Source organism: Dactylosporangium sp. NPDC051541, from assembly GCF_044454505.1.
Lineage (GTDB): Bacteria > Actinomycetota > Actinomycetes > Mycobacteriales > Micromonosporaceae > Dactylosporangium.
This window is the reverse complement of record NZ_JBITDU010000019.1, coordinates 1-24,298: the sequence shown is the minus strand read 5'-3', so window position 1 is coordinate 24,298 and position 24,298 is coordinate 1. Positions and strand designations below refer to the sequence as shown.

The following is a 24,298-nucleotide window of genomic DNA, read 5'->3' as shown; positions in this document are numbered from 1 at the left end:
CTGGGTCCGGGCGATCGCAGGCCCGAAGATCAAGGGCGTGCTCACCGTTCCCCAAGGGGCCGCGCTCTCCATCGGAGCCGTGCTCGGTACCGGCGTCATCGCCCTGCCCGCTCTCGCCGCCCAGACCGCCGGCCCGGCCGCGCTCGTGGCCTGGGGCATCCTCATCGTGCTGTCCGTGCCTCTGGCGGCCACGTTCGCCGCGCTCGGCGCCCGCTATCCGGACGCCGGGGGCGTGGCCACCTACGCGCGGCGGGCGTTCGGGCCCAGAGCGGCGGCCGTCGTCGGCTGGTCGTTCTTCTTCGCGGTACCCGTAGGAGCCCCCGCCGCCGCGCTGTTCGCCGGGGCCTACGTGGCGTCGGCCGTCGGCGGCGGCACCAGGACCACCCTGGTCACCGCCGTCGTGATGATGGTGCTCGTCACCGCCGGGAACCTCGGCGGCATCCGGGTGTCGGGGAAGCTGCAGCTGGGACTGGCGGCGCTGCTGATCACCCTCCTGCTCACCGCCACCGTCACCGCGCTTCCGCACGCCGACCTGGGCAACCTGCGGCCGTTCGCCCCCCACGGCTGGTGGGCGATCGGGCCGGCCGTCGCCGTGCTCGTCTGGGGGTTCGCCGGCTGGGAGGCGGTCACGTCGCTCGCCGCGGACTTCAGGACCCCGAGCCGCGACCTGCCCCGCGCGACCGGCATCGCGCTGGTGGTCATCTCCGTGCTGTATCTGGGCATCGCCGCCGCCTCCACCCTCGTCCTCGGGCCGGGGCTGGCCGCGGACGGGCGGACCGGCGGGGCGCCCCTGGCCGAGCTGCTCGCCATCGGCGTCGGCGGCCAGGTGCGCACGATCGCCGCGGCGGCCGCGGTGCTGCTCACGCTCGGGACCATGAACGCCTACTACGCCGGGGCGGCCAAGCTCGGCGCGGCCCTCGGACGCGACGGGGCGCTGCCGGCGTGGTTCGGGCGGGGCGCGGCGCCCGGTGCGGTACCCCGGCGGAGTCTGGTCGTCGTCGCGCTCCTCGGCGCGCTGTCGCTGGTCGTGGTCACGGCGACCGGCACCGGAACCCGGGCCCTGGTGCTGCTCACGAGCGGGTGTTTCGTCCTGGTGTACGTCCTGGGCTCGGCCGCCGCCGTGAAGTTGCTGCCGGCCCGGTCGAAGGCGTGGGCCTGCGCGGTCGTCGCGCTGGCGGCCTCGATCGGCCTGGTCGTCGTCACCGGCTGGTACATGCTGGGCACGCTCGCGATCGGGGCCGGAGCCGCCGTGTACGCCCGGAAAAGAAATTCCGGCCGCGTTGTCGATTCCGAGCCGGCCCGGTTGACGTAGGAGTGTCAGGAGACATTCTCGTGAGGAGACCGCGATGGCTCAGTACCTGATCCTGATCTACGAGGACGAGGCCGGCTACGCCGCCGGCGGCGAGCAGGTGTACAAGGAGGTCATGGACGCCCACAACCGGTTCGCGGAGCAGGTCGGCCCGGCGCTGCTGGGCGGCAACGCGCTGCGGGAGACCAACACGGCCACGTCGATCCGCGGCGACGTCGTCACCGACGGGCCGTTCATCGAGAGCAAGGAGGTCCTCGGCGGGTACTACCTGGTCGAGGCCCGCGACCTCGACCACGCCCTGGAACTGGCCAAGCTGTGCCCGGCCCGCTTCGGCGGCGTCGAGGTCCGCCCGGTGATGACGTTCGAGTAGGTCGCGGCCACACGTGCACGACCACGTCCGGTCGGCGATCGCCGACGCGCACCGTCGCGAGTGGGCCCGGGTGCTCGCCGCGACGGTGCGCGTCGCGCGCGACCTCGACCTGGCCGAGGAGTGCGTGCAGGACGCGTATGTGGCGGCCATGGACGCGTGGCTGCGGCAGGGCGTTCCGGACAATCCGGCCGCCTGGCTGACAACCGCCGCGCAGCGGAAGGCCTTGAACGCGCAGCGGCGGGCGGCGACGCTCCGCACGAAGCTGCCACTGCTGATCGTGCCCGACATTTCTGACATTTCCGAAATGTCGGTCTCAGGGGGTTTCGTCGACGATCGGCTGCGGCTCATCTTCACCTGCTGCCACCCGGCCCTCGCCCGGGAAGCCCAGCTGGCCCTGACGCTCAGGCTCGTCTGCGGGCTGACGACGGAGGAGATTGCGCACGCGTTCCTGGTCAGCGAGCCGACGATGGCCGCCCGGGTCACGCGGGCCAAGAAGAAGATCGCCGCGGCCCGGATCCCGTACCGGGTGCCCGAGCCGGCCGAGCTGCCCGAGCGCCTGGACGCCGTGCTCACCGTCGTGCACCTGGTGTTCACCACCGGGCACGCGGCCCCGACCGGCGATGCTTTGGTGCGCGGCGACCTGGTGGAGCGGGCCCTGCACCTGGCCGGCACGCTGTGCGCGCTCATGCCCGACGAGCGGGAGGCACTGGGGCTGCATGCGCTGATGCTGCTGCACGACGCCCGCGCCGCGACCCGCGTGGATGCCGCCGGTCGTCTGCTGCTGCTCGAGGATCAGGACCGTACCCGATGGGATGCCTCGAAGATCGAGCATGGCCTGGGACTGGTGCGGGCCGCATTGCGCGGTGGACGGCCGGGGCGGTTCGCACTGCAGGCGACCGTCGCCGCGCTCTACACCGAGGCGCCCAGCTACGCCGAGACCGACTGGCGCCAGCTTCTCGCCGTCCACGACCTGCTCCAGGCCGCCTGGCCGTCGCCGGTGGTGGCGCTGAACCGGGCGATCGTCGTGGCGATGGTGGACGGGCCGGCGGCCGGGCTGCGGATCCTGGACGGGCTGGCGGAGGATTCGCGGCTCGGGCAGTACCACTATCTGCAAGCGGCCCGGGCCGACCTCCTGCGCCGGCTGGGCGAGACCGCCGCCGCCCGGCGGGCCTATGGATTGGCCCTGCGGCACTGTGACAATGCCGTCGAACGTGCCTTTCTGGAGGAGCGACTGCAGCGGACGGGCCGGCCACCCCACTCCCCGGGGTGACCGGCCCGTCCGTGGCACCGCACCGGCCCGTGGCATGTTCCGGTGCGGCGCTCCCACAGGAGGGAGGTCAGTCGGCCGCCGGCTCGGCCTGGTGCGCGGCCGGCTTCACCAGCGACGCGACCGCCCCGATCAGGGCCATCGCGATCGCCAGCCAGAACACGATGACCAATCCATCGTGGAAGGGGCCGGACACCAGGTGCGGGAAGAACTCCCGGCCGACCAACGTGTCGGCATTGGCCTTCGGCAACGTGCCCAGCAGCTGCGGGCCGAGCAGCGACTGGATCGGGTTGTAGCCCAGGAACGCGGCGAACAGCGTCCCCACCGGCGGCAGCCCGGCGATCTGGCCGGCCGCGGCGGCCGGGACGCCCTGCGCGGTCAGGCCGCTGCTGAGCGACGTCGGCAGCGACGAGGACAGACCGGCGACCATGAGGGAGAAGAACACGCCGATCGACAGGACCATGCCGGCGTTCTGGAACGTGGCCCGCATGCCCGACGCGGCGCCGCGCAGGTGGGCCGGGACGCTGGACATGATCAGCGAGGTGTTGGGCGCGGCGAAGAGGCCGCCACCCAGGCCGTTGAGGAAGATCAGCCCGGCGAAGGCCCAGTAGTTGAAGTCGGTCGGCACGATGAGCAGGCCGCCGAACGACAGCGCCATGACGATCAGGCCGAACGCGGCGAACAGGCGGGGGCCGTACTTGTCCGACAGGTGCCCCGCGATCGGGCCGGCCGCGAGGAAGCCGACGGTGAGCGGCAGCAGGTAGATGCCGGCCCACAGCGGCGTGGACTCGTAGGAGTACCCGTGCAGCGGCAGCCAGATGCCCTGCAGCCAGATGATGAGCATGAACTGCAGGCCACCGCGGGCGATCGCGGCGAGCAGGCCGCCGATGTTGCCGTACGCGAACGCCCGGATCTTGAACAGCCCGAGCGGGAACATCGGCTCGGAGACGTGCCGCTCGATCCAGACGAACAGGGCGAGGACGGCCACGCCGCCGATCAGGCCGGTCAGCACCCACGGGCTGGTCCAGCCCTGGCTGTGCCCGCCGTAGGGCTGGATGCCGTAGGTGATCGCCGCGAGGAGCCCGGTCAGGCCGACGGCGAAGGTCAGGTTGCCCCACCAGTCGATCCGGCCCGGGCGGCGCAGGCCGGTGTCGTGCAGGCTGCGGTACGCCCAGACGGTCCCGATGACACCGATGGGCACGTTGACCCAGAAGATGGCCCGCCAGTTCCACTCCGCGAGGAGCCCGCCGAGGACGAGGCCGATGAACGAGCCCGCGATGCCGGCCACGATGTTGACGCCGAGGGCCATGCCGCGCTGCGCGGCCGGGAACGCGTCGGTGAGGATGGCGGCCGAGTTGGCCATGAGCATCGCTCCGCCGACGGCCTGCAGGACCCGCCAGCCGATCAGCCACATGGCCCCGCCGCCGCCGTCGAACGGGTCGAGGGACAGCGCGATCGACGTGACCGTGAACAGCGCGAAGCCGAGGTTGTAGATGCGCACCCGGCCGTACATGTCGCCGAGGCGGCCCAGGGTCACCACGAGCACGGCGCTGACGAGCATGTAGCCCATCAGCATCCACAGCAGGTAGGACACGTTGCCGGGGGCGAGCGGGTTGAGGTGGATGCCGTTGAAAATGGCCGGCAGGGAGATCAGCACGATCGATGAGTTGATCGTCGCGATGAGCATGCCGAGCGTGGTGTTGGACAGGGCCACCCACTTGTAGTGCGGGTGGTCGCTGCCGCCGGACAGTGCGCCGCGCAGGCCGCGCCGGCCGCCGGGCGCTTCCAGGGTGTCGGTCACTTGGCGAGCCTCTCCAGCGCCGGCAGCGCAGCCGCGATCAGCGCCTCATCGTCGTGGGACAGATCGGCCAGCAGGGTGGCGAGGTGCTCGGCGCGTACCGTGCGGCGGCGCTCGAGCAGCCGCGACCCGGCGCGGGTGATCCGGACCAGCACGACCCGGCCGTCCGCGGGGTCGGCGGCCCGGTCGGCCAGCCCCTCCCGCTCGAGGCGCTGGACGAGCTGGGTCATGGCGGGCTGGGTCGCGCCCTCCGCGGTGGCGAGCTCGGTGAGCCGCCGCGGTCCTTCACGCTCCAGGCGCCGCAGCGTCGAGGCGGCCGTGAGGCTGATGTCGTTCGGTGGGTTGCCCTGCCGCAGCTGACTGAAGACGCGCTCGACGGCGACCGTCAGGCGCGCAGGGTCCAATGCGGTCCGAGCGGTGGGCATACCCCAATTCGTATCACGTCCTTATAGAAGTGGCTTATCGACTGCGACGTTGTTCACCCGCTCTTGACAAGGAAAACGCCGGCTGGAGTACCCCCCAACCGGCGTTTCGCGTTGTTTGTAATGGACTACATGCAGTTCGGCGCCTCGGTGATCGTGAGGCCGTCGACCAGGTTGCCGTAGCCCTCGTCGGTCGAGGCGCTCTCGTCAGCGGTCAGCGTGACCCGCGTCGAGGTCTGGTTCGGGCCGGTCTTGTACCAGCCGTAGAGCCGCTTCCACTTCACGTCGTCCGACGAGTTGGAGTAGGCGAACTGCCCGTTGACACCGTTGATGCTGGTGTCGTTCTTCGGGGTCTTGCTGAAGTGGATCGACGTGGCGTCGACGTCCTTGCTGTCCGAGCTGTCCCGGGCCCGGATCCAGAACGACCAGTAGATCTTCGTGTTCGGCTTGGTCTTGATGTCCTGGTAGATCGAGTTGTAGGAGCCGGTCGCGTTGATCTCGGCGAACTGCTTGCCGAACCGCGGCGCGACCCCCATGTTGCCGCCCCAGATCTCGATCTTGCCGTCCGGGTCGTCGGTGCGCCAGCCCGGCACGTCGTCCACGTCGAACTGCATGTAGTCGTCGCCCTTGCCGAGCTTCGGCGTCTCGAAGCCGCCGTCGACCGTCAACTCCCGGCACTGCATCGGCGCGGCGTTGCTGTGGGCCTGGTGCTTCGGCTGGTTGAAGGTCATCGCCCCGCCGCCGTTGCCCGAACTGCCCGGCCCGTTGCCGGCCGGGGCCGCGTGCGCCGGTGCGCCGAGCAGTGTCGCCAGGAGCGTCGCCGCGCCGATGGCCGGCAGCAACGCTCGGTTGCGCTTGAGCATTCTCATTCCCCCGTCGTCCGCCACGGCAGCGCTGCCGTGGCACCTCCGACGTGAGCCAAACACGCTGCTCACGGCCAGATCCGGCAGATGAGGGAAATTCCGCATTTCGGGCATACTTGGACAGCCATTCGCATAAACCCGACTGTTCTTGCGGAGGCTGTGCGCGCGGCGGCGGGTTTCGTGCGGAGGCTCTGCGCGCCGCCGGTGCCTCGTCAGCTGGTCGAGGCCGGCGTGCGGCGGGCCGAGCGGCGGCCGAGGCGGCGGGTTTCGTGCGGAGGCTCTGCGCGCCGCCGGTGCCTCCTCAGCCGGTCGAGGCCGGCGTGCGGCGGGCCGAGCGGCGGCCGAGGCGGCGGGCGAGGGGCTCGGCGGCCCGGGCGGCGATCGGGCCGACGATGGCCAGCATCAGGACGTACGCGGCGGCCAGGGGGCCGAGGCGGGGATGGCTGCCGGCGGCGACCGCGAGCCCGGCGATGACGATGTTGAACTCGCCGCGGGGGAGCAGGGCGGCCCCGGCCCGCACGCGCCCGGTCAGCGCGACCCCGGCCCGTTTCGCCGCGATCCAGCCGGTGGCCAGTTTCGTCGCGACCCCGCACAGCGCCAGCAGCGCGGCCACGCCGAGCACCGGCGGGAGCGCCATCGGGTCGGTCTGCAGGCCGAAGAAGACGAAGAACACCGCCGCGAACAGGTCCCGCAGGGGGGTCAGCAGCTGCCGCGCGGTGTGCGCCAGCGGGCCGGACAGCGCGATCCCGACCAGGAACGCCCCGACCGCCGCCGAGACCTGCAGCAGCTCCGCGGCCCCGGCGACGAGGACGGTCAGCCCGAGCACCTTCAGCAGCAGCACCTCGTCGCTCTCGCTGGCCACGAACCGTTCGACGGCCTGGCCGAACCGCAGCGCGATGAGCAGCACGAAACTGATCGCCGCGGCGGCGAGGGCGAGGGTCGCGGATCCGCCGAGCAGCCCCACGCCCGCCAGCAGGGCCGTGAGGATGGGCAGGTACAACGCCATCATCAGGTCTTCGAAGACCAGCAGCGAGAGCACCACCGGCGTCTCCCGGTTGCCGAGCCAGCCCAGGTCGCCGAGGACCTTCGCGGTGATCCCGGACGAGGTCACGTAGGTGACCCCGCCGAGCGCGACCGCGGCCGTCGGACCCCAGCCGAGCAGCAGCGCGGCCGCCACCCCGGGCAGCGCGTTGAGCACGAGGTCGACCAGGCCGGCCGGGGCCGAGGAGCGCAGGGTGCCGACGAGCTCGGGCGCGGTGTACTCCAGCCCCAATGTGAACAGCAGCAGGATCACACCGATCTTCGCGCCGGCGGCGATGAACTCGGTGCTGGTGTTCAGCGGCAGCACCCCGCCGGCCCCGAACGCCAGCCCGGCGATGAGGTACAACGGGATCGGCGAGATCGAGAACCGCAGCGACACGGCACCGAGCAGCCCCAGGGCGAGGATGACGGCGCCGAGCTCGACCAGGATCGTGTCGTGCTCCACGGTCGCCTACCCGTCGGCGAGCAGCGCCGCGACGCCCTCGACCCCGGCCGCGGTACCGACCGCCACGATCAGGTCCCGCGCCTGCAGCCCGAAGTCCGGCCGTGGACTGGCGATCACGTCGTTCCCGCGCACGACGGCCACGATCGAAGCTCCGGTCCGGGTCCGGGCCCGCGTGTCTCCCAGCGTCCGCCCCGCGTAGGGCGACCCGGCCCCGATCACCAGCTGCTCGGTGACCAGCCCGGCCACCTGCCGCTGCATCTCCGCGAGCTGCTCGATGATCCGGGCGGTCCCGAGCAACTCGGCGACGGTCCCGGCCTCGTCGGCGCTGAGCGCCACGGACACGATGGAGGTGTCAGGATCGTCTTTGTCATACACCACCAGATCCCGCCGCCCACTGCGGTGCGCCACGATCCCGATCCGCCGCCCCCGCGCGGTAGTGACCACATGACTGGTCCCGATCCCGGGCAGGTCAATCCGCTCGACGTCCATGACAAAAAGCCTAAAACCGATAAACCTCCGCATTTGGTACTTCCTGAAGACCGCCCGTGCCGAAACGCCCCTCGCCGCGCCGGCAACCCCGCCCAGGCGCGCCGCCCCGAACAGCGCGCCCGCCAGCGCCGTTCAGAGCAGCCCACCCTCGTCGTGCAGCCAGTCGACGAACCCCAGCGCGATCACAGCAGCGCAGTCGACCACCTCGTCGAGCAGCGCGTCGTGCGCACCCGCCGCGACCGGGAGCTGCATTTCGGCGTAGAGCGGCAGCTGCCGCCGGTCGGTCGGGTCACCGACGTAGGCCTTGTAGAAGCGGCGGGTGTGGTTCCACTCGTTGACCACCCGGTAGGAACGCTCCGCCCATCCGGGCGGCACAGTGGCGTGCGGCCGCGCCCTGATCACCAGGACATCGTCCGACGGCCCCTCGAGCGCGAACAGCACCGCGTGCCGTTCCCACAACGCCAGCAGGCTTCCGTCGCCATCGGTGAGATAGCGGATCCGCAGCCGATCGAGGGCGCCCGCGACCCGCAGCAGCGTTACCGGCCGGACGACGGCCCCGCCGCCGTGCCCCGGATCAGGTCGAGCATGTGCCGGCTCGTTGCCCGGTGGCTCGTCCTCGTCGGTGCGCACGGCGACCGCGGCGGGCCGCGCCCACCACTTCCGCTTGGCCCGGCGCCCCCCGTCCGAGGCGACCGTACCCTCGGCCGGGTCCGCTCCGGCCGGTGGTCCCGCGGCCGGCCTCGCCGGAAGCGCGACGATCCGGCGCAGCCGCGCCGGCAGATCCAGTCGCCGTTCCAAGGCCGCCCGGGCCCGTCGGCCAGACTCGGCCAGCCGTGTATCGAGCAGCTGATCGGCGTCGTCCAGTGCGCGCTCCACGTTGTGCTCGGGCAGGTGGACCGCGGCATCCAGGCGAGCGACGAGATCGTCGAGTTCGGCATTGACATCATCGTGGCTCATGCGCTGGTTCCTTCCTGCGAGTCTTCGCCGCCGTCGGTCCGTTCGCGAGCCGGCTTCCGGTGCGGCGGGGGCTCGGGCCGCGGTGGACGTTCAGCAAGATCCGTCGCACCCTCGGCGTCGCTGCCGTTGAGCAGATCGGCTCGGTGCGCGGCGGACTGCTCCGGCGACGCGGCCGGCTCACCGGGCCCCGGCTCGTTGACCGGCGCCTCGACCGCGAGCCCGGCCAACTCATCCAGCGGCCACCGCTGCCGGACCTCGCTGTCACTCAGCAGGACCTGTTTGAGTCGACTGCGCGCATGCCGGAGGTGCGATCGTATCGTCGAAGTCGACACGTCCATGATGGCGGCGATCTCGGCGATGCTGTAGCCGTCATAGATCCAGGCCATGACGTGCCGCTGCCGCTCGGGCAACTGCCGCAGGAGGTTGATGACGAGGCGCTCGTCGTCGTCGAACAGGGTGATTTCGGCCGCGGACGGTTCGCGGCCGGCATGTTCCTGGTGCCGGCGCTCTCGCGCTTCCCGGACCGCCTGGTCGGCGTGAATGCGGATCGCGACCGTGCGGACCCAGGCTCCGGGATGGCGAATCCTTTCCCACCGTTCCCGCGCCCGGCACATCGCTTCCTGTGTCGCATCCTCCGCGTCGGTGAGGTCGGTGCCGTTGCGCATCAGGAAGAGCGTCACAGCACCGAACTGGGCAGTGAAGAACGAGGGGAAGTCGCCGGAGTCGTAAGCGTCCATGCCGACCGGCCTTTCTGCACCCGGAGGTGAGGGGCATCAATATGGGATCACGACCGACGAGGAGGGCGCGGCGCTCGCGCAAGTGCGACAGTGCCGAGCGCGCAGGCGACCACGGCGGCAACGCTCGTCACCGCGATCGAGCTGGTGGCCAGGTACACCACACCCAGCCCGGAACAAGTGGCATTGATGAGCAGCAGGACGTGGCCGGTGCCGGAGCCGCCCGGATCGGCGATGTCCGCGGGTGGGGGAAACTGAGGGTCCACGCTCATAAGAGGCCCGCCGACGGTCCGGCGTGCAACCTCGCATGGCGGCAGCGGGCGACCCGCGTCGGCGTGGCGCGGCGGGCGGGGATTGTGCGGGGGTGTGGGTGGGGGCGAAGTCTTCCCCGCCTAGGCCAGCAGAGCAGCCAGGTCGTCGGCGGCTCGGCGGAGGGCGGTGGTCAGGTCCTCGGTGTGGTCCGGGGTAAGGCGGGACAGCGGGACGCAGCAGCTGATCGCGTCCGTGACCGGGCGGGCCGGGGGGCGGACCGGGGCGGCCAGGCAGCCGACGCCGGGGATCACTTCGCCGCGTTCGTAGGCGACGCCGCGGGTGCGGCAGTCGGACAGGGCGGCGTAGAGCTCGGCCCGTTCCACGACGGAGTCGGCGGTGTGGGGTTCCACGCCCGCGTCGAGGATGGCTTCGACCTCGGTGTGGGAGCGGTGGGCGAGGATGGCGCGGCCGCTGGCGGAGGCGATGGCGGGGAAGCGGCGGCCGACGGCGGGGCCGCCCGGGTCCTGAGCGGACTCGCGGCCGGCCAGGCAGACGATGGCGGCGCCGTCCAGGCGGACCAGGCGGAACGACTCGTCGAGCTGGTCGCGCAGGCGGGACAGGATCGGGCCGGCCAGGCGGGCGGTGCGGTCGGCCGAGAGGTAGGCGCTGACCGGGCGTAACGCGCCGACGCCGATCGAGTAGGACCGGCCCTCGGCGTCGGCGTCGACCCAGCCGCGGGCGACCAGCTGGGCCAGGCGGCCGCGGACCAAAGGCTCGGGCAGTCCGATCTGGCGGCAGAGGGCGTCGATCGTCATCCGGTCGGGCGCGGCGGCCAGCCGTTCCAGGAGGTCCAGGGTGGGGCTCTCATCGGCCATTCGGCCTGCGTTTCCCCTCCTGAACATCAATAAACATGAATCTTGACCCGTTCCAGTCTAGCGGAGGCCGGCCCGCCGCTCACCGGCCGGGCTTGACCAGCGGAAACGGCAGGGTCTCGCGGATCGTGCGGCCGGTCAGCAGCATGACCAGGCGGTCGACGCCCAGGCCGAGGCCGCCGCTCGGTGGCATCGCGAACTCGAACGCGTCCAGGAAGTCCTCGTCGAGCTCCATCGCCTCCGGGTCGCCGGCCGCGGCCCGCAGGGACTGGGCGGTGAGGCGGGCCCGCAGTTCGACCGGGTCGACCAGCTCGGTGTAGGCGGTGCCGAGCTCCATCCCGAACGCGACCAGGTCCCAGCGCTCGGCCAGGCGCGGGTCGTCGCGGTGCTGGCGGGTCAGCGGCGACACGTCGACCGGAAAATCCACATAGAACGTTGGGTGTACCGTCGCCCCCTCGACCAGGTGCTCGTAGAGCTCGAGGACCAGCTGCCCGTGCGTCCACGGGTCCAGCCAGGCGATGGCGAGCTTGTCGGCCAGCTCCCGCAGCTCCGCGACCGTCGAGTCGGGCGTGACGAGAGCCCCGGCCGCCTCCGACACCGCGGTGTAGACGGGCACGACGGGCCACTCGTCGCGCAGATCGACGACCTGCGCGCCGCCGGCGAAGTCCCGCCGCAGGACCGGCGCGTCCCCGGCCGCGGCCAGGATCAGCTCGCGGACGAGGCCGCGCATGGTCGTGTAGTCGCCGTACGCCTCGTAGGCCTCCAGCATGGTGAACTCGGGATTGTGGGTCGCGTCCACGCCCTCGTTGCGGAAGTTGCGGCCGATCTCGAAGACCCGCTCCACGCCACCCACCGCCAGGCGCTTGAGGTACAACTCGGGCGCGATTCGCAGGTAAAGCCTCATGTCGTAGGCGTTGCTGTGCGTCACGAACGGCCTGGCGTTGGCGCCGCCGTGGATCGGCTGCAGGACGGGCGTCTCGACCTCGACGTAGGCGTGCCCGTGCAGCACCTTGCGCAGCGCGAACGAGACGGCGGAGCGGGTGCGGACCATGTCCCGGGCCGGCTGGTTGACGATGAGGTCGACGTGGCGGCGGCGGACCATCGCCTCCGGGTCGGCCATGCCCTTGTGCTTGTCCGGCAGGGGCTGCAGGCACTTCGCGGTCAGCTCCCAGCCGTCGGCGAAGACGGAGAGCTCGCCGCGTTTGGTGGTGCCGACCTCGCCGCTGACACCGACGTGGTCGCCGAGGTCGACGGTGGCCGCGAAGTCGGGCCGGCCGGTGAGGACGACCTGCAGGTCACCGGTCCAGTCGCGCAGCGTGGCGAAGCACAGGCCGCCGTGGTCGCGCACGCGGATGACCCGGCCGGCCACGGCGACCCGCTCACCCGCGGGAACACCGGCCCGGATCTGGGCGACGCTGTGGGTGCGTCCGAAGCCCGGGGGGTACGGCTCGATCCCCGACGCCCGCAGCGCGTCGAGCTTGGCGATGCGGATCCGCACCTGCTCCGGGCGCTTGCGGACATCGGCGACGGGTGGCGGGGCGAGCTCCTCCTCGGTGAGGACGAGCTCGCGGCGGTCCTCGGAGAACGGCGCCGAGGAACCCCTTCGCAGCAGCGTACGCAGCCGCGGTACCACCACGAAGCCTTCCGCGACGCCGGAGGCGAGCCCGACCTTGGCCAGGTCCCGCACGTCCTCGAAGCACAGGAACCGCGGCAGCCACTGGGGGCTGTACTTCACGTTCGAGCGGTACAGCGACTCCAGCTGGAACCAGCGGGACGCGACCAGCAGCAGGGCCCGCCACAGCCGCAGCACCGGCCCGGCCCCGATCCGGGCGCCCTCCTCGAACACGGCCCGGAACACCGCGAAGTTGAGCGACACCCGGTGCACGCCGATGCGGGGCGCCTCCCGCATGAGGGTGGCCACCATGTACTCGATCAGGCCGTTGTCCGACTGCCGGTCCCGGCGCATGAGGTCCAGGGACAGCCCGCCGATGCCCCAGGGCGTGAACGACAGCAGCGCGACCTCCCGACCGGCGGCGTCGTGGGCCTCGACGAGTACACACCGGCCGTCATTGGGGTCGCCGAGCCGCCCCAGGGCCATCGAGAACCCGCGTTCGGTCTCCGTGTCGCGCCACTGCGCGGCCAGTTCGATGATCCGGGCCATCTCCTCGGCGCCGATCTCGGCGTGCCGGCGGATGCGCACGGTGTAGCCGGCCCGTTCGACCCGGTGTACCGCCTGGCGGACCTGTCGCAGCCGCGGCGACTCGAGGTCGAAGTCGCGCACGTGCAGGATCGCCTCGTCGCCGAGCTCGATGACCCGCAGGCCGCCGCGGGCGTAGGCGGTCGCGCCCTCCTCACTGGCGCCCATCACGGCCGGCGTCCACGCGTACTCCCTGGCCTCCCGCAGCCACGCCTCGATCGCGGGCGGCCAGGCGTCGGGGTCGCCGAGCGGGTCGCCGCTGGCCAGGGACACCCCGAACACGACCCGGTAGGTGATCGCGGCCCGGCCGGTGGGCGAGAGGACGACCTCCTTGTCGCGGCGGGTGGCGAAGTAGCCGAGCGAGTCGCGCTCCCCGTGCTCGGCGAGCAGCCGGCGCACGGCCCGCTCCTCGTCCGGGTCGAGCGAGGCGATCATCCGCTGCGAGCGCAGCAGCGCGAACAGGGCGGCGAACAGCGCGATGGCGCCGAAGACGCCGAGCACCAGGTTGACCCAGCCCGGAGCCCGCCCGTGGCGGTCCACGTCAAAACCGAAAGCACCACCCAGAACGACGCGGCCACTGTACTCGAGCCGCTGGATCCCAGGCCCCATCGAACCCGGGAACAGCTCGACGATCCCCCAGCCGACCGCGGTGAAGCTCACGAGCAGGATGCCGAGCGTAGCGACCGCCTTGGGCAGGCTGGCCGGCTGGACCTTGGCCCGGAACTGCCGGCGGGTGAGGACGAGCAGGCCGAGCAGTACGACGGTCACGCCGAGGTTCACCGCCGCGGCCGTCGTCCCGTGGAACGGCAGCCGCAGCTCCCGGGCCTCCTCGCCGCGCTCGGCCGGCGTCGCCAGGACGATCACGTCGTAGAGGCCCTGGACGGCGAAGATGAGCGCGAGCATCCAGAACGCGACGCGTTTGCGGTTGTTGACGCCGGCCGCGAGCGTGATCAGGAACGCCGCGTAGCCGACGTTGGCCGGTGCCGGGACCAGCAGCGCGTCGATGCTGGCCCGCACCGGGTGGACCCGCGCGCCGAGCGCCACGCTGATCGCGGCGGCGGCGCACAGGACCGCCACCACCAGGAGGCCACCCGCGAACCAGTCAGGTATTCGTGCTCGCTTCACCGGGACATCATGCCCGGTTGGTTCGGAGACTCCGTCTCGGTCCAGCCCCCTGGCTCAAGAGTGCTCGCGGATGTACTGCTTAGGGTCCTTGTCGGTGAAGGTGAGCCCCTTGCCGCTGGGGTGCTCGCCGTAGAACGTCACCCACTGCGCGCCGAGGTCGATGCGCAACTCCATGCCGGCGTGCTTGCGAAAGTCGGGGAGCACCTCGTCCTCCTCTTCGGTCAGGTGCTCGCTGTTCTCCTTGCGCGCATCCCAGACCGCCTTCCACCACTCGTCGGAGCCGGCCTTGTGCTTGCGGGCCTCGTCGATCGCGTCCCGGATCTTGTTGTGGTCGCGGATCGCGTCGTCGGTCTCCTCCTCGGCCTCATCCGTGTGCTCCTGCAGCAGATGGGGGTAGAGGATCCGCTCCTCGGCCTCGGCGTGGATCTCCAGGTGCAGCGCGAGCGCGTCCCAGACGGCGGCGAGCTGCTCCTCGCCCTCGGCGTCGTCGAGCCGGGCGAACCCCCGCCGAAACGCGGCGTGGTCGTCCAGGATGAGCGCGGTGATGTCGTCCATGCTGCTCTAGTCACCTCACCTGGCGATTTTCAAACCGGCTCCAGATCGTAGCCCCGCTTGGTGAGCTTGGACTCCAGGGTGTGGCAGACCTGTTCCAGCACGGCGACGCGGGCGTAGCGCTTGCTGTCCCCCGGCACCACGTGCCAGCGGGCGCGGGGCCGGTCGGTGCGCTTGAGCATCTCCTCGACCGCGGCCTCGTAGTCGCCGCGCTTCTCCCGGTTGCGCCAGTCCTCGTCGGTGAGCTTCCACGAGCGCAGCGGGTCGTTGGCGCGGTCCTCGAACCGGCGCAGCTGCTCCTCCGGCGAGACGTGCATCCAGAACTTGATGAGGATCATGCCCTCGGCGGTCAGCGTCCGCTCGAACTCGGCGATCTCGTCGTAGGCGCGCTTCCACTGCTTGACGGTGGCGAAGCCCTCGACGCGTTCGACGAGGACCCGGCCGTACCAGGACCGGTCCAGCACGGCCATCCCGCCCCAGCCGGGCAGCACGCCCCAGAACCGCTGCAGGAAGTGGTGCCGCTTCTCGTCGTAGGTGGGCGCGGCGAACTGCGCGACCCGGACGTGCCGCGGGTCGAGCGGCGCCACCAGGCGCTTGATCGTCCCGCCCTTGCCGGACGCGTCCCACCCCTCGAACACCACGCACAGCGGCGGCCCGATCTTGTGCTCGCCGAGCTGGCCCCCGAGCAGCAGCCGCAGCCGCAGGAGCCGCTGCTGGGCCGCCTCGAGCCGCTGCTCGCCCTCGTCGCGGGACAGGTCGGCGGACAGGTCGACCTTCGAAAGCCTTGCCATGTCCCTGAGCGTGGCACAGGCCGCGCCCATCGGCACGCTCGCCGGCCGGGGTGACGTGCGTTACCCACGATCTTCGCCGTTTTGCTACCGAACGGTGGGATCGTGATCTCGTGGGCAAGCGACGGAAGGCGGCGCTGCGGGCCTTCGGCCTGCTCCTCGTGCTGGCCGTCGCCGTGCTCACGCTGCGCAAGAACCTGCCCGACCTGGGCCAGACCCTCGACGTGCTGCGCTCCGCGCACCCGTGGTGGCTGGTCCTCGCGACCGCCGCCGAAATGACGTCACTGCGGCACTTCGCCCTCCAGCAGCGCCGCCTCCTGGCCGGCTTCGGCGTCCGCATGTCCGTGCCGAGGGCCATCGCGGTCACGTTCACCCGCTCGGCGATCTCCTTCAGCCTGCCCGCCGGCTCCGCGGTCTCGGCCGGCTTCGCGTTCCGCCAGTTCCGCACGGCCGGCGCCACCCGCCGCTCAGCCGGCGCCGTCGCGGTCCTCTCCGGCGTCCTGTCCGGGGTGGCGCTCCTGGTCATGTACGGCGCGGTCGTGCTCATCCCGCGCGGCGGCGCCACCGGCAACACCGACACCTTGATCCTGGTCATCGCGATGCTGGTCATCGCCGGCGCGGTGTTCCTGCTCGACTTCCTGCTCTCCCCCCGCCGCCCGACCCCACCCCCGGACTTGGCCGACGAGGACCCCGACGAGACCGCCGGCCGCATCGCGAGGTCCCGCGCCGCGGTCCGCCGCACCTGGGACGACCTGCGCCGCCTGCCGAAACGCTCCTGGGTCCTGTCCCTCGTCCACGCCACGGTCAACTGGGGCCTCGACTTCGCCTGCCTGGCCGCCACCGCCGCCGCCTTCGACATCGACGTCAGCCTGGTCCGCCTGGCCACCGTCTACCTGACGGTGCAACTGGTCCGCCAGATCCCCTTGAGCCCCGGCGGCATCGGCGTCGTCGAGGTCGCCCTCCTGGCCGGCCTGGTCTCAGCCGGCGCCGGCCACGGCCCCGCGGCCGCCGCCATGCTCGTCTACCGCCTGCTCTCCTGCTGGATCATCATCCCGCTGGGCCTGCTGGCCTACGCCACCCTCCGCCGCGGCCCGAAGGTCCCCGACACCCCGCCGCTGCAGCCCCCGGCCATGGCCAACCACCGCTGATCCCCTGGGGCCGCTCCAGCCGGATTTCCGACAGCCCCGCCCGGGCTGGCGGTTCCTATGGTTGAGGGATGCAGGTCGATGAGTTCCAGGAGCTGTCCGATCGCAGCGTCGTGCTCGCACTGCAGGAACTGGCCGCGGAGCTGCCCATGGGCCCGGTCCGGTCCGAGGACGACGCCCGCGCCGTCGTCGGCGAGCTCCTGCGGATCGCCGATGTCGCCGCGCCGGACCCGGACACGCTGCTGCAGGCCGAGCCGGAGGCGAACGCGGCCGCCCGGCGGGCCTTGGCCCTGGCTGTGCGGGACCCGGACCTGGGTCCGGCGGCGGCCGCGCTGGTGGCCGACCCGCCGGCCGACGAGCAGCTGGCGGTGGACCTGCTGATCGCGGGCGGGGCGGTGCTCGCGGTCCTGCTCGGCTGGTTGCAGACCAAGATGGACCTGCGGATCAGCCGGAAGGACGGCCGGACCGAGTTCAGCTTCCGGCTCGGCAAGGCGGCCGCCAGCCCGGAACTGCTGCAGAGCGTGGCCGGCACGATCGCCGCGGTGATCGGCGCGCGACCAGCCGCTCCGGTGGTCGGCGCGCGGCCGGCCGGTGCGGCGACGGCTGCTCCGATGGACGGTGCGGCCGAGGCCGGTCCGGCCGCGGACGCCGGAGGCTGACGGCGATGGACGATCCCGGCACCGACCTGGCCGGCCTCGAGGAGCAGGCCCGGCGCAGCGGCGACCCGGCCGACTGGCACCGCTACGCGCGCGCCCTGGCCGCGGAGTCGCCGGGAGCCGCCCTCCGCGTCGTGCGCGGGTTCTACGGCACCGCGGCCGACCCCGATCCCGCGGTGCTCGACCACCTCGCGCTGAGTGTGGAGATCGCGGCCGCCGCCGGCCTGGTCGCCTACGCCGAGTATCAGCTGCGGCTCATGGTCGGCCTGGCCACCGACGACGCCACGACCGCGACGATCCAGCGCAACCTCGCGACGCTGCACAACTGGCGCCACGACCGGGACCGGCAGCGGCAGTTCCGCCGGCTGCAGCTGGACTACTTCGCCGAACGCGCCGCCCACGGCCGGCACGGCCCCGAGCACTACCTGCCGCTGGCCCAGGCCACCCTGGAGGCCGGCGCGGCAGACAAGTTCGGGTCCCGCCTCGGCGCCGCCGTCGCCGTGCTCGACGCCGCCCTCGAGGTGAACCCGCAGGACGAGCGCCTGCTGGAGACCCTCGTGCACCTGCTCACGGACCTGCGGGCGGAGGACCGGCTCGACGCCGCCCTGCACCGGCTGGAACGGGTGAACCCTCGGTCGGTCCTGGTCCGCGAGTTCGCCGCCGCCGCCCCGCCGCTGCCGGCCGACGACCGGCCCGGCACCGCGTCGTTCGAACTCAGCGAGTTCCTCGTCGAGCTGGCCGGTTCGCCGGACTCCGGCGAGGTCGAGGCCGCCCTCGCCGAGTTGCGGGCGCGGGTGGAGGAGTTCCCGCGATCGCCGTCGGCGCGGGCCATGCTCGGGTGCGGGCTGCTCAACGCCGGGCAGCACGAGGCCTGCGGCCGGGAACTCGAGTTGATCGAGGAGCTGGCCCCGGGCGGCCACTGGGCCCGCAGCCTCGCCGAGCTGGCCGGCCGCCGTGCCTGACCCGTTCTACGCCAACCTGGTGCTCGGGCTGTCCGAACGCGCCTCCCTTCAGCACGTCGCCGAGGAGTTGCGCGCCGACGGCATCGAGCCGGCCGAACTGTCCGCGGCCTTCGCCGCCGCCGTCGCCGAGGCCCAGGCCGAGGGGCGGCCGGCGCAGCACGCGCTGCTGGTCTTCCTGCGGAGGTTCGCCGAGGGCGTGCTCAGCCCGGCGCCGCCGGACGCCGCACTCCCGATCGACGCGCCCGTCCTGGAGGCGCTGCGGCGCGCCGGGGCCGCCGCCTCGCCGCTGGCCGCCTACCGGGCGCTGGCCGCGGTCGGCGCGGGGCTGACGGCGGAGACCTTCGACCTGGTCGAGCGGAGCCGGCTGCCGGCCGGCGGGATCGCCGACTCGAGGACGGCCGGGCTGCTGCACGCCGTCGCCCTCGCCTCCGGCCGGCCGCCGCTGCGGGTCCGGGCACTGCTGCTGGCGGCCCGCCGGTTCGTCGAGGACCAGCGGTACACCGCGGCGCGGACGATGTACCGCCGCGCGGTCCGCGTCGCCGACCGGGCCGGGGATCCGGAGCTCCAGTACACCGCGGCGGTCCTCTACGCCGAGTGGTTCATGATGGTGGAGCACCTGCCGGGTGCCGTCGAATGGTTCGAGCGGGCCTTCGCGATCCGGGACGGGCTGCCGCAGGACGAGTATCCGGACGTCGGCGTGCTGCCTTCGCGACGGGCCCAGGCTCTGGCCTACCGGGCCGTCGGTCGCTACCGGGACGCCCTCGAGGTGGTGGACACGGCCCTGGCGACGAGCGCCGAGGCGCGCGACGTCACCGCCCTGGCCCGGCAGCACGGGCTGGCCGTGCCCGCCACGGATGGCTGGGAACGGTCCGAGTTCGACCTGCGGGTCCTGCGCGTCTCGCTCCTCGACGACCTGGACGACCCGGAGGCCGCGGCGGCGGGCAGCGCCGACCTGATCGCCCGGGCCGAGTCCACCGGCCGCCGCGACGCCGTCTTCCAGGCGCTCACCCTGGCCGGGTCCGGCGCCGAGCACCGGCACGACTTCGCGGCGGCGGAGGGCCACTACCGCCGGACCCTGGCGCTCGGCCAGCGGTGGGGATCGGCGTCGACCATCGCGTCCGCGTTCAACAACCTGGGCAACCTCTACCTCACCACCGGCCGGGCGGAGCGGGCCTACCAGGCGTTCGTCAGCGCGGTCTGGCACGCCGGCGAGGCCGGGGCGCCGATGCCGACCGTCGGCATCGCGCTGATCGGGCTCGGCGACGCGTGGACGGCCCTGGACAATCCCGGCGCGGCCGAGTCGGCCTACCTGTACGCCATCGAGCGGTCGGCCTCCAACGCCGGCCTGCTGCTGATCCTCGCCATCCGCCTGGCGAAGCTGGGGCCGCAGTGGCAGGAGCGCGCGGCCGTGGTGTTCGAGCAGCACATCGGCTCCGAACTGACCCCGGCGACCGCCGTCCACGCGGCCGCCGGCACGTACGCGTTCATGCTGGCCGAGGCGGGCGAACTGGACCGGGCCGTCGACGTGCTGCGCCGCGGCCAGGCCGCCATCGGGCGGACCGCGCCCGACGCGCCGGACCGGGCGGCGCTGCGGCTGGACCTCGGCACGCTACTGGCCCGCCGGAGCGAGACCGCGCCGGAGGCGTACGCGACCCTGTCGGAGCTGGTGGCCACGCAGCAGCGGCGCATCGACGACGCCCAGTCGGGCGAGCGCCGCTCGGAGCTGGTCGCCGACCTCATCCGCGGCTACGGCGCGCTCATCGGCCTGCTCGTCGAGCACGGGGCCGCGCTGCCCGACCCCGGCGATCCCGAGCTGCGCGCGTTCGCCCTGCACGAGGCCGCGAAGGCGCGCTCGCTCGGGGCGCAGCTGGGCCGGGCCCCGCTGCCCCTCCCCGACGGCGTCCCCGCCGACCTCGCCGGGCGCGAGGCCCGGCTGCTGGAGCTGGCCGAGTCGGCCCGCCGGGGCGGCCCGGCGTCGGGACACCCCGGCGCCGAACGGCGCCGCGCGCTCGACGCCGAGCTGCACGCCTGCTGGGAGCGGATGCGCCCGCACGCCGAGCACTACGTCCGGATGCGGATGGGCGAGCCGGTCGCCCCGGCGCAGGTGGTCGAGGTGCTCGAAGGGATGCCGTACCGGGTCGCCCTGGCGTCGTTCTTCTGCGACCGCGACACGACGACGTGCTTCGTCCTGCGCTCCGGCGAACCGCCGGCCGTGACCCGGGCGCCGATCGGCCGGGACACCTGGGCCGAGGCCGGTGCCGCGCTGCGCCGGCAGTTCAACGGGGCCCGCAGGAGTGGCCGCCGTACCCGCCGATCCGCGGCGCCCGCCCGCACCTGCGCGACCTGTCGGTGCTCGACCGGCTCAGCGCCGGCCTCGTCCCGCTGCTGGCCCCCGCGGCCGGGGTCGACCTGCTCTGCGTCGCCCCGCACGGCCCGCTGCACGTGCTGCCGTTCCACGCCCTGCGCGGCGCCGACGGCCGCTACCTCGTCGAGGCGCACGGGGTGACGTACGTCCCGAGCCTGACCGTGCTCCGCCTCATCTACGACAGCCCGTCGGCGCCGCCGAGCGACGGCTGGTCGGCCTTCGTGGCCGGGGTCGCCGCGCAGGGCGACGCCCACCCGGAGTTCTTCGAGCACGACGACGAGGTCCTCGCGGCCGCCGCGGCCCGGGTCTCCGTCTGCCGCGGCCCCCGCCAGGTCACGCCGGACCGGGTCCTGGCCGGGATCGCCGAGCACGACCTCGTCCACCTCACCTGCCACGGCTTCTATGACGAGACCGACCCGCTGCGCTCCGGCCTGATGCTGGGCGACGGCACCGCCTCCCCGCCGCGGACGGTCCGCTCGATCCCGCCGCGGGCCCGCCACCGCTTCCTGGCCACGGCCGAGGACGTCCTGGCCACCAGGACCACCGCCAACATCGTCACCCTCCGGGCGTGCTCCACCGGCCTGGTCGGCGAACGCAACGCCGGCGACGAGTTCGACGGCCTGACCCGCTCGTTCCTGCAGGCCGGCGCCCGGTCGGTGCTGGCCGGCCAGTGGAACGTGGACCAGCGCTCCTCGCGCCGGCTGGTGCAGTCCTTCTACCGCGCCTGGCTGGGCACCGGCGCCGCGAAGTGGCAGGCGCTGCGGGCGGCCCAGCTCGAGCTCCTGACCGACCCCACCGACCCGGCCCTGGCCCACCCGTACCACTGGGCGGCCCTGTCATTGCTCGGCGACTGGCGCTGAGTCCAGCTCTACCTCACACGCTTCTTTCAAATCTCACACGGGATCTGTTAGATTCGGGCCGTGCCTGTTGCGGATCGGCTCGACCTCACGTTGCGGCTCGTTCGGGGTGGCGGGCGGGTCACCCTTGGTGAGCTCGCCGAGCGGCTCGGGGTGTCGGAGATGACCGTGCGGCGGGACCTCGATCAGCTGCAGGAGCAGGGCCTCGTCCGGCGGGTTCGCGGGGGTGCGGTCGCACTCGACGTTCCCGCCGAGTCGGCCGGGTTCTCCGTTCGGGAGCGGTGGTCCAGCGCGGTCAAGGCCCGGATCGGGACGGCCGCGGCCGAGTTGATCGAGCCTGGCAGCACTGTGCTGCTCGACGCCGGGACCACCACCGCCGAGCTGGCCGCGCAACTGCCCGGACGGGGACCGCTGACGGTCGCGGTGCTGAGTTTGCAGGCTGCCGTCCGGCTCGCCGACCAGCCCGGGATCCGCTTGCTGGTCATCGGCGGGGAGTCGCGGGCGGGGGAGCGGAGCCTGGTCGGGCCATTGGCTCTCGGTGCGCTCGATCAGCTGCGGTTCGACACGTTCGTGATGTCCATCGGGGCCGTGCATGCGGAGCTCGGGTGGTCCGAGTTCGACCTCGACGACGCCGCCGTCAAGCGAGCGGCGCTGCGGCGGGCCGGTCAGACGATCGTCGTGGCCGACTCCACGAAGCTCGGGGTGCAGGCGTTCGCACGCGTCGCCCCGCTCGAGGCCGTCGACACGCTCGTCACCGACGGGGGCGGAGACATTCCCACGCTCGATGCCATTCGCGCCGCCGGAGTGCGCGTCGCACTGATTGAAGGAGAAGACGCATGATGATTCTGGTGGCCGGTCCGTACCGCTCCGGGACCGGGGACGATCCCTCGAAGCTGCGGGCCAACGTCGATGCCATGAACGATGCGGCCGTGCGGCTGTTCCGGGCCGGGCACCTGCCGGTCACCGGGGAGGCCCTGGCCCTGCCGCTGATCGAACGGGCCGGCTCCGCCGGTGTCGGCGATCCGGTGTTCGACGAGATCTTCCACCCGATCTCCGAGCGTCTGCTCGAGCGCTGCGATGCTGTCCTGCGCATCGGCGGGGACTCGGCCGGCGCGGACGCGATGGTCGCCCAGGCCCGATCCGAGGGCAAGGCCATCTACGCGTCCGTTGCCGACGTGCCCGCAGCATGACCCAGCCGGGCGCCGTGCACATCGCCGCGGCTGGGAGTGGTGATGTGCAGGTGGTGCGAGAGATCGTGCTGGCGGCGTTCTCGCACTACGTCGCGCGGATCGGGCGGGAGCCGGCGCCGATGACGGCGGACTATCCGGAGCTGGTCGCGGGTGGTCACGTCTGGGTCGCGCGGTTGGGGACGGGGGCGGTCGGCGCGCTTGTGGCGGTACCGATGCCGGATCATTTGCTGTTGGAAACGATTGCCGTTCTCCCTTCGGCGCAAGGGCGCGGGGTGGGGGCGGCGTTGCTGGCGTTCGCGGAGGCGCGGGCGCGGGCGGCCGGGGTGGGGGAGATCCGGCTGTACACGAACGCGGCAATGCACGACAACCTGGCTTACTACCCACGCCGCGGCTACGCCGAGACCCACCGCTCCGGCGCCAGCGGTTTCCGGCGGGTGTACTTCCACAAGACGCTCTGACACCCCGGAGTGCCCAAGCCCGAAGACGCGCCCACTCCTGCCGATGCCGCGTCGAGCGCGATTCCGGTAATCGGCGACGCTCGCCATCGGGGTCCGGAATGCTCGATGCTGAGGACCCTGTCTGTGGATCCTGCGGGTGGCGGGTCGGGCGTTCGGTTGTGACGGAGCAACCGCAAGCTGGCTCCATCAGGACGGCGATAGTTGGCCCACCGAGAGCCGACGTAAGACGGGCAGTAGTTACCGAACGAAGTTGGCGCCGTTACCCGCTCACCGTCAGTTGCAAATCAGCGCGCGTTGTCTGCGGCATGAGCGCGCACGTGATCAAGTAACTCCGGGGTGGTCGCCCGCGCCCCGGACGTTCGGAAAGCAATGCCCAATCGCCCTTGACTGGAGGTGCTGATGCAAACAGATGAGCCGGCCGTGGGTGAGATGGAGCGTGCGACAGCGGACCTGCTTCGCCTCGCGTTCGTCGAAATCAGATTCCTGACCGAGGATCGGCAAGAGGATCAGTCACCCGAAGCTGTCATCCGGCGCCGCAAGCGCGTCAACGCCATCGCCGACATCTGCCATAACCTTCCTGGCCTGCTCGCGCCGGGTCGGCGTGACCGTCTGGCTGATGGACTGCGGTATCTGGTGGAGCACTGCCAGCGCGGTCAAGCGGCGTTGGCTGGTCAGCAACTGGGATCACCTCGCCTATGACTACTGGTGGCTCACCGCGCCGACACCAAAGGTGAGAGCAGACGCCGCCGAGTGACGGTTCGCCGTAGGACAGCAGCACGCCGGATAGCGGCTACTTATTTACTGGATCTACGACCGCAGCCCGGCCAGGCTTGGTCGAGGTGATCGGTGGGGTCGCTCGCATTCAGCGGCTGCCCGTCTGTGGTTGGGGCGTGGCTCTCATCTGGCATGCACCCTGCCGGTCACCGCGGCGTGGAGTGGCTCCAGAGGGGACTGCCCAGCTCAAAGTAGCGTTGCCCTCCCGCTGAATCCCGGTTCGGTCAAGCGAGGAGGAACGCGTGGGACGCGTCATCATCGGCATGGACCCGCACAAACGGTCCGCGACGATCGAGATCATCGACGACCGGGAACCGATCCTGGCGGGTGACCGGTTCGGCACCGACCGGGACGGCTACCGAGCGATGCTCGCCCTCGGCCGGCGTCACCCGGACCGGATTTGGGCGGTG

23 protein-coding genes are annotated in these 24,298 nt (G+C 72.3%); 12 read left to right on the top strand and 11 right to left on the bottom strand.

The window, feature by feature from the left end; all coding sequences use genetic code 11:
• Positions 1-37: 37 nt before the first annotated feature.
• The 3 genes from ACIA8L_RS47710 to ACIA8L_RS47700 all read left to right on the top strand — a co-directional run bounded on the left by ACIA8L_RS47710 (position 38) and on the right by ACIA8L_RS47700 (position 2,949).
• The gene (locus ACIA8L_RS47710; protein WP_395915569.1) at positions 38-1,312 is read left to right on the top strand and encodes an amino acid permease; all 1,275 of its coding nucleotides are present in this window, start codon (positions 38-40) and stop codon (positions 1,310-1,312) included.
• A 34-nt stretch (positions 1,313-1,346) separates the two neighbouring features.
• On the top strand, positions 1,347-1,679 hold the full coding sequence (locus ACIA8L_RS47705; protein ID WP_395915568.1) for a YciI family protein: 333 nt from the start codon (positions 1,347-1,349) through the stop codon (positions 1,677-1,679).
• A gap of 70 nt (positions 1,680-1,749) precedes the next feature.
• Positions 1,750-2,949, top strand: a complete 1,200-nt coding sequence (locus tag ACIA8L_RS47700; protein WP_395915836.1) for an RNA polymerase sigma factor — start codon at positions 1,750-1,752, stop codon at positions 2,947-2,949.
• Positions 2,950-3,016: 67 nt separating this feature from the next.
• On the opposite strand, the gene ACIA8L_RS47695 is transcribed toward ACIA8L_RS47700, so the two are convergent.
• From ACIA8L_RS47695 to ACIA8L_RS47645, 11 genes are all read right to left on the bottom strand, one after another.
• Positions 3,017-4,747 carry an MFS transporter gene (locus tag ACIA8L_RS47695; protein WP_395915566.1) on the bottom strand — a complete coding sequence of 577 codons (1,731 nt, stop codon included), beginning with the start codon at positions 4,745-4,747 and terminating at the stop codon, positions 3,017-3,019.
• Positions 4,744-5,169 carry a MarR family winged helix-turn-helix transcriptional regulator gene (locus ACIA8L_RS47690; RefSeq protein ID WP_395915564.1) on the bottom strand — a complete coding sequence of 142 codons (426 nt, stop codon included), beginning with the start codon at positions 5,167-5,169 and terminating at the stop codon, positions 4,744-4,746. The genes ACIA8L_RS47695 and ACIA8L_RS47690 overlap by 4 nt, the downstream gene beginning before the upstream one ends.
• Positions 5,170-5,294: 125 nt before the next feature.
• Positions 5,295-6,035, bottom strand: a complete 741-nt coding sequence (locus tag ACIA8L_RS47685; RefSeq protein ID WP_395915563.1) for a hypothetical protein — start codon at positions 6,033-6,035, stop codon at positions 5,295-5,297.
• A 295-nt stretch (positions 6,036-6,330) separates the two neighbouring features.
• A complete protein-coding gene (locus ACIA8L_RS47680; RefSeq protein WP_395915562.1) occupies positions 6,331-7,515 on the bottom strand; it encodes a cation:proton antiporter in 1,185 nt (394 codons plus the stop codon).
• A 6-nt stretch (positions 7,516-7,521) separates the two neighbouring features.
• The gene (locus ACIA8L_RS47675) at positions 7,522-8,004 is read right to left on the bottom strand and encodes a cation:proton antiporter regulatory subunit (RefSeq protein WP_395915560.1); all 483 of its coding nucleotides are present in this window, start codon (positions 8,002-8,004) and stop codon (positions 7,522-7,524) included.
• A 132-nt stretch (positions 8,005-8,136) separates the two neighbouring features.
• On the bottom strand, positions 8,137-8,634 hold the full coding sequence (locus tag ACIA8L_RS47670; RefSeq protein WP_395915835.1) for a YbjN domain-containing protein: 498 nt from the start codon (positions 8,632-8,634) through the stop codon (positions 8,137-8,139).
• Between the two features lie 323 nt (positions 8,635-8,957).
• Positions 8,958-9,698, bottom strand: a complete 741-nt coding sequence (locus tag ACIA8L_RS47665) for an RNA polymerase sigma factor (protein WP_395915559.1) — start codon at positions 9,696-9,698, stop codon at positions 8,958-8,960.
• A gap of 389 nt (positions 9,699-10,087) precedes the next feature.
• Complete coding sequence (locus ACIA8L_RS47660) at positions 10,088-10,822, bottom strand: IclR family transcriptional regulator (protein WP_395915557.1); 735 nt, start codon at positions 10,820-10,822, stop codon at positions 10,088-10,090.
• A 79-nt stretch (positions 10,823-10,901) separates the two neighbouring features.
• Positions 10,902-14,141 (bottom strand): bifunctional lysylphosphatidylglycerol synthetase/lysine--tRNA ligase LysX, encoded by a 3,240-nt coding sequence (gene lysX / locus ACIA8L_RS47655; RefSeq protein ID WP_395915556.1) that lies wholly within the window; start codon positions 14,139-14,141, stop codon positions 10,902-10,904.
• Positions 14,142-14,195: 54 nt separating this feature from the next.
• On the bottom strand, positions 14,196-14,696 hold the full coding sequence (locus ACIA8L_RS47650) for a hemerythrin domain-containing protein (RefSeq protein ID WP_395915554.1): 501 nt from the start codon (positions 14,694-14,696) through the stop codon (positions 14,196-14,198).
• A 29-nt stretch (positions 14,697-14,725) separates the two neighbouring features.
• Positions 14,726-15,484 (bottom strand): polyphosphate kinase 2 family protein, encoded by a 759-nt coding sequence (locus tag ACIA8L_RS47645; protein WP_395915552.1) that lies wholly within the window; start codon positions 15,482-15,484, stop codon positions 14,726-14,728.
• Positions 15,485-15,594: 110 nt separating this feature from the next.
• Between ACIA8L_RS47645 and ACIA8L_RS47640 the strand changes: the two genes are divergently transcribed.
• From ACIA8L_RS47640 to ACIA8L_RS47600, 9 genes are all read left to right on the top strand, one after another.
• On the top strand, positions 15,595-16,629 hold the full coding sequence (locus ACIA8L_RS47640) for a YbhN family protein (RefSeq protein ID WP_395915551.1): 1,035 nt from the start codon (positions 15,595-15,597) through the stop codon (positions 16,627-16,629).
• A gap of 68 nt (positions 16,630-16,697) precedes the next feature.
• Positions 16,698-17,285, top strand: a complete 588-nt coding sequence (locus ACIA8L_RS47635) for a hypothetical protein (RefSeq protein WP_395915549.1) — start codon at positions 16,698-16,700, stop codon at positions 17,283-17,285.
• Positions 17,286-17,290: 5 nt separating this feature from the next.
• Positions 17,291-18,244 carry a hypothetical protein gene (locus ACIA8L_RS47630; protein WP_395915547.1) on the top strand — a complete coding sequence of 318 codons (954 nt, stop codon included), beginning with the start codon at positions 17,291-17,293 and terminating at the stop codon, positions 18,242-18,244.
• Entirely contained in the window at positions 18,237-20,750 is a 2,514-nt protein-coding gene (locus ACIA8L_RS47625; protein WP_395915545.1) for a hypothetical protein, read from the top strand. Before ACIA8L_RS47630 ends, ACIA8L_RS47625 begins: the two co-directional genes overlap by 8 nt.
• Positions 20,687-21,469, top strand: a complete 783-nt coding sequence (locus ACIA8L_RS47620) for a CHAT domain-containing protein (RefSeq protein ID WP_395915833.1) — start codon at positions 20,687-20,689, stop codon at positions 21,467-21,469. Before ACIA8L_RS47625 ends, ACIA8L_RS47620 begins: the two co-directional genes overlap by 64 nt.
• Positions 21,470-21,529: 60 nt before the next feature.
• On the top strand, positions 21,530-22,306 hold the full coding sequence (locus tag ACIA8L_RS47615; protein ID WP_395915543.1) for a DeoR/GlpR family DNA-binding transcription regulator: 777 nt from the start codon (positions 21,530-21,532) through the stop codon (positions 22,304-22,306).
• On the top strand, positions 22,303-22,656 hold the full coding sequence (locus ACIA8L_RS47610) for a DUF4406 domain-containing protein (RefSeq protein ID WP_395915542.1): 354 nt from the start codon (positions 22,303-22,305) through the stop codon (positions 22,654-22,656). Before ACIA8L_RS47615 ends, ACIA8L_RS47610 begins: the two co-directional genes overlap by 4 nt.
• Positions 22,653-23,114: a GNAT family N-acetyltransferase gene (locus ACIA8L_RS47605; protein WP_395915541.1), complete on the top strand. Its 462-nt coding sequence runs from the start codon at positions 22,653-22,655 to the stop codon at positions 23,112-23,114. The genes ACIA8L_RS47610 and ACIA8L_RS47605 overlap by 4 nt, the downstream gene beginning before the upstream one ends.
• Positions 23,115-23,513: 399 nt before the next feature.
• Positions 23,514-23,813: a hypothetical protein gene (locus tag ACIA8L_RS47600; RefSeq protein WP_395915539.1), complete on the top strand. Its 300-nt coding sequence runs from the start codon at positions 23,514-23,516 to the stop codon at positions 23,811-23,813.
• Positions 23,814-24,298 lie beyond the last annotated feature (485 nt).

What these genes read in the sequence shown, in the direction of transcription:
- ACIA8L_RS47705 (WP_395915568.1), top strand. Translation starts at nt 1,347, where the DNA reads ATGGCTCAGTACCTGATCCTGATCTACGAGGACGAGGCCGGCTACGCC.
- ACIA8L_RS47690 (WP_395915564.1), bottom strand. Translation starts at nt 5,169, where the DNA reads ATGCCCACCGCTCGGACCGCATTGGACCCTGCGCGCCTGACGGTCGCC.
- ACIA8L_RS47685 (WP_395915563.1), bottom strand. Translation starts at nt 6,035, where the DNA reads ATGAGAATGCTCAAGCGCAACCGAGCGTTGCTGCCGGCCATCGGCGCG.
- ACIA8L_RS47675 (WP_395915560.1), bottom strand. Translation starts at nt 8,004, where the DNA reads ATGGACGTCGAGCGGATTGACCTGCCCGGGATCGGGACCAGTCATGTG.
- ACIA8L_RS47665 (WP_395915559.1), bottom strand. Translation starts at nt 9,698, where the DNA reads ATGGACGCTTACGACTCCGGCGACTTCCCCTCGTTCTTCACTGCCCAG.
- ACIA8L_RS47660 (WP_395915557.1), bottom strand. Translation starts at nt 10,822, where the DNA reads ATGGCCGATGAGAGCCCCACCCTGGACCTCCTGGAACGGCTGGCCGCC.
- ACIA8L_RS47650 (WP_395915554.1), bottom strand. Translation starts at nt 14,696, where the DNA reads ATGGACGACATCACCGCGCTCATCCTGGACGACCACGCCGCGTTTCGG.
- ACIA8L_RS47645 (WP_395915552.1), bottom strand. Translation starts at nt 15,484, where the DNA reads ATGGCAAGGCTTTCGAAGGTCGACCTGTCCGCCGACCTGTCCCGCGAC.
- ACIA8L_RS47635 (WP_395915549.1), top strand. Translation starts at nt 16,698, where the DNA reads ATGCAGGTCGATGAGTTCCAGGAGCTGTCCGATCGCAGCGTCGTGCTC.
- ACIA8L_RS47630 (WP_395915547.1), top strand. Translation starts at nt 17,291, where the DNA reads ATGGACGATCCCGGCACCGACCTGGCCGGCCTCGAGGAGCAGGCCCGG.
- ACIA8L_RS47610 (WP_395915542.1), top strand. Translation starts at nt 22,303, where the DNA reads ATGATGATTCTGGTGGCCGGTCCGTACCGCTCCGGGACCGGGGACGAT.
- ACIA8L_RS47605 (WP_395915541.1), top strand. Translation starts at nt 22,653, where the DNA reads ATGACCCAGCCGGGCGCCGTGCACATCGCCGCGGCTGGGAGTGGTGAT.
- ACIA8L_RS47600 (WP_395915539.1), top strand. Translation starts at nt 23,514, where the DNA reads ATGCAAACAGATGAGCCGGCCGTGGGTGAGATGGAGCGTGCGACAGCG.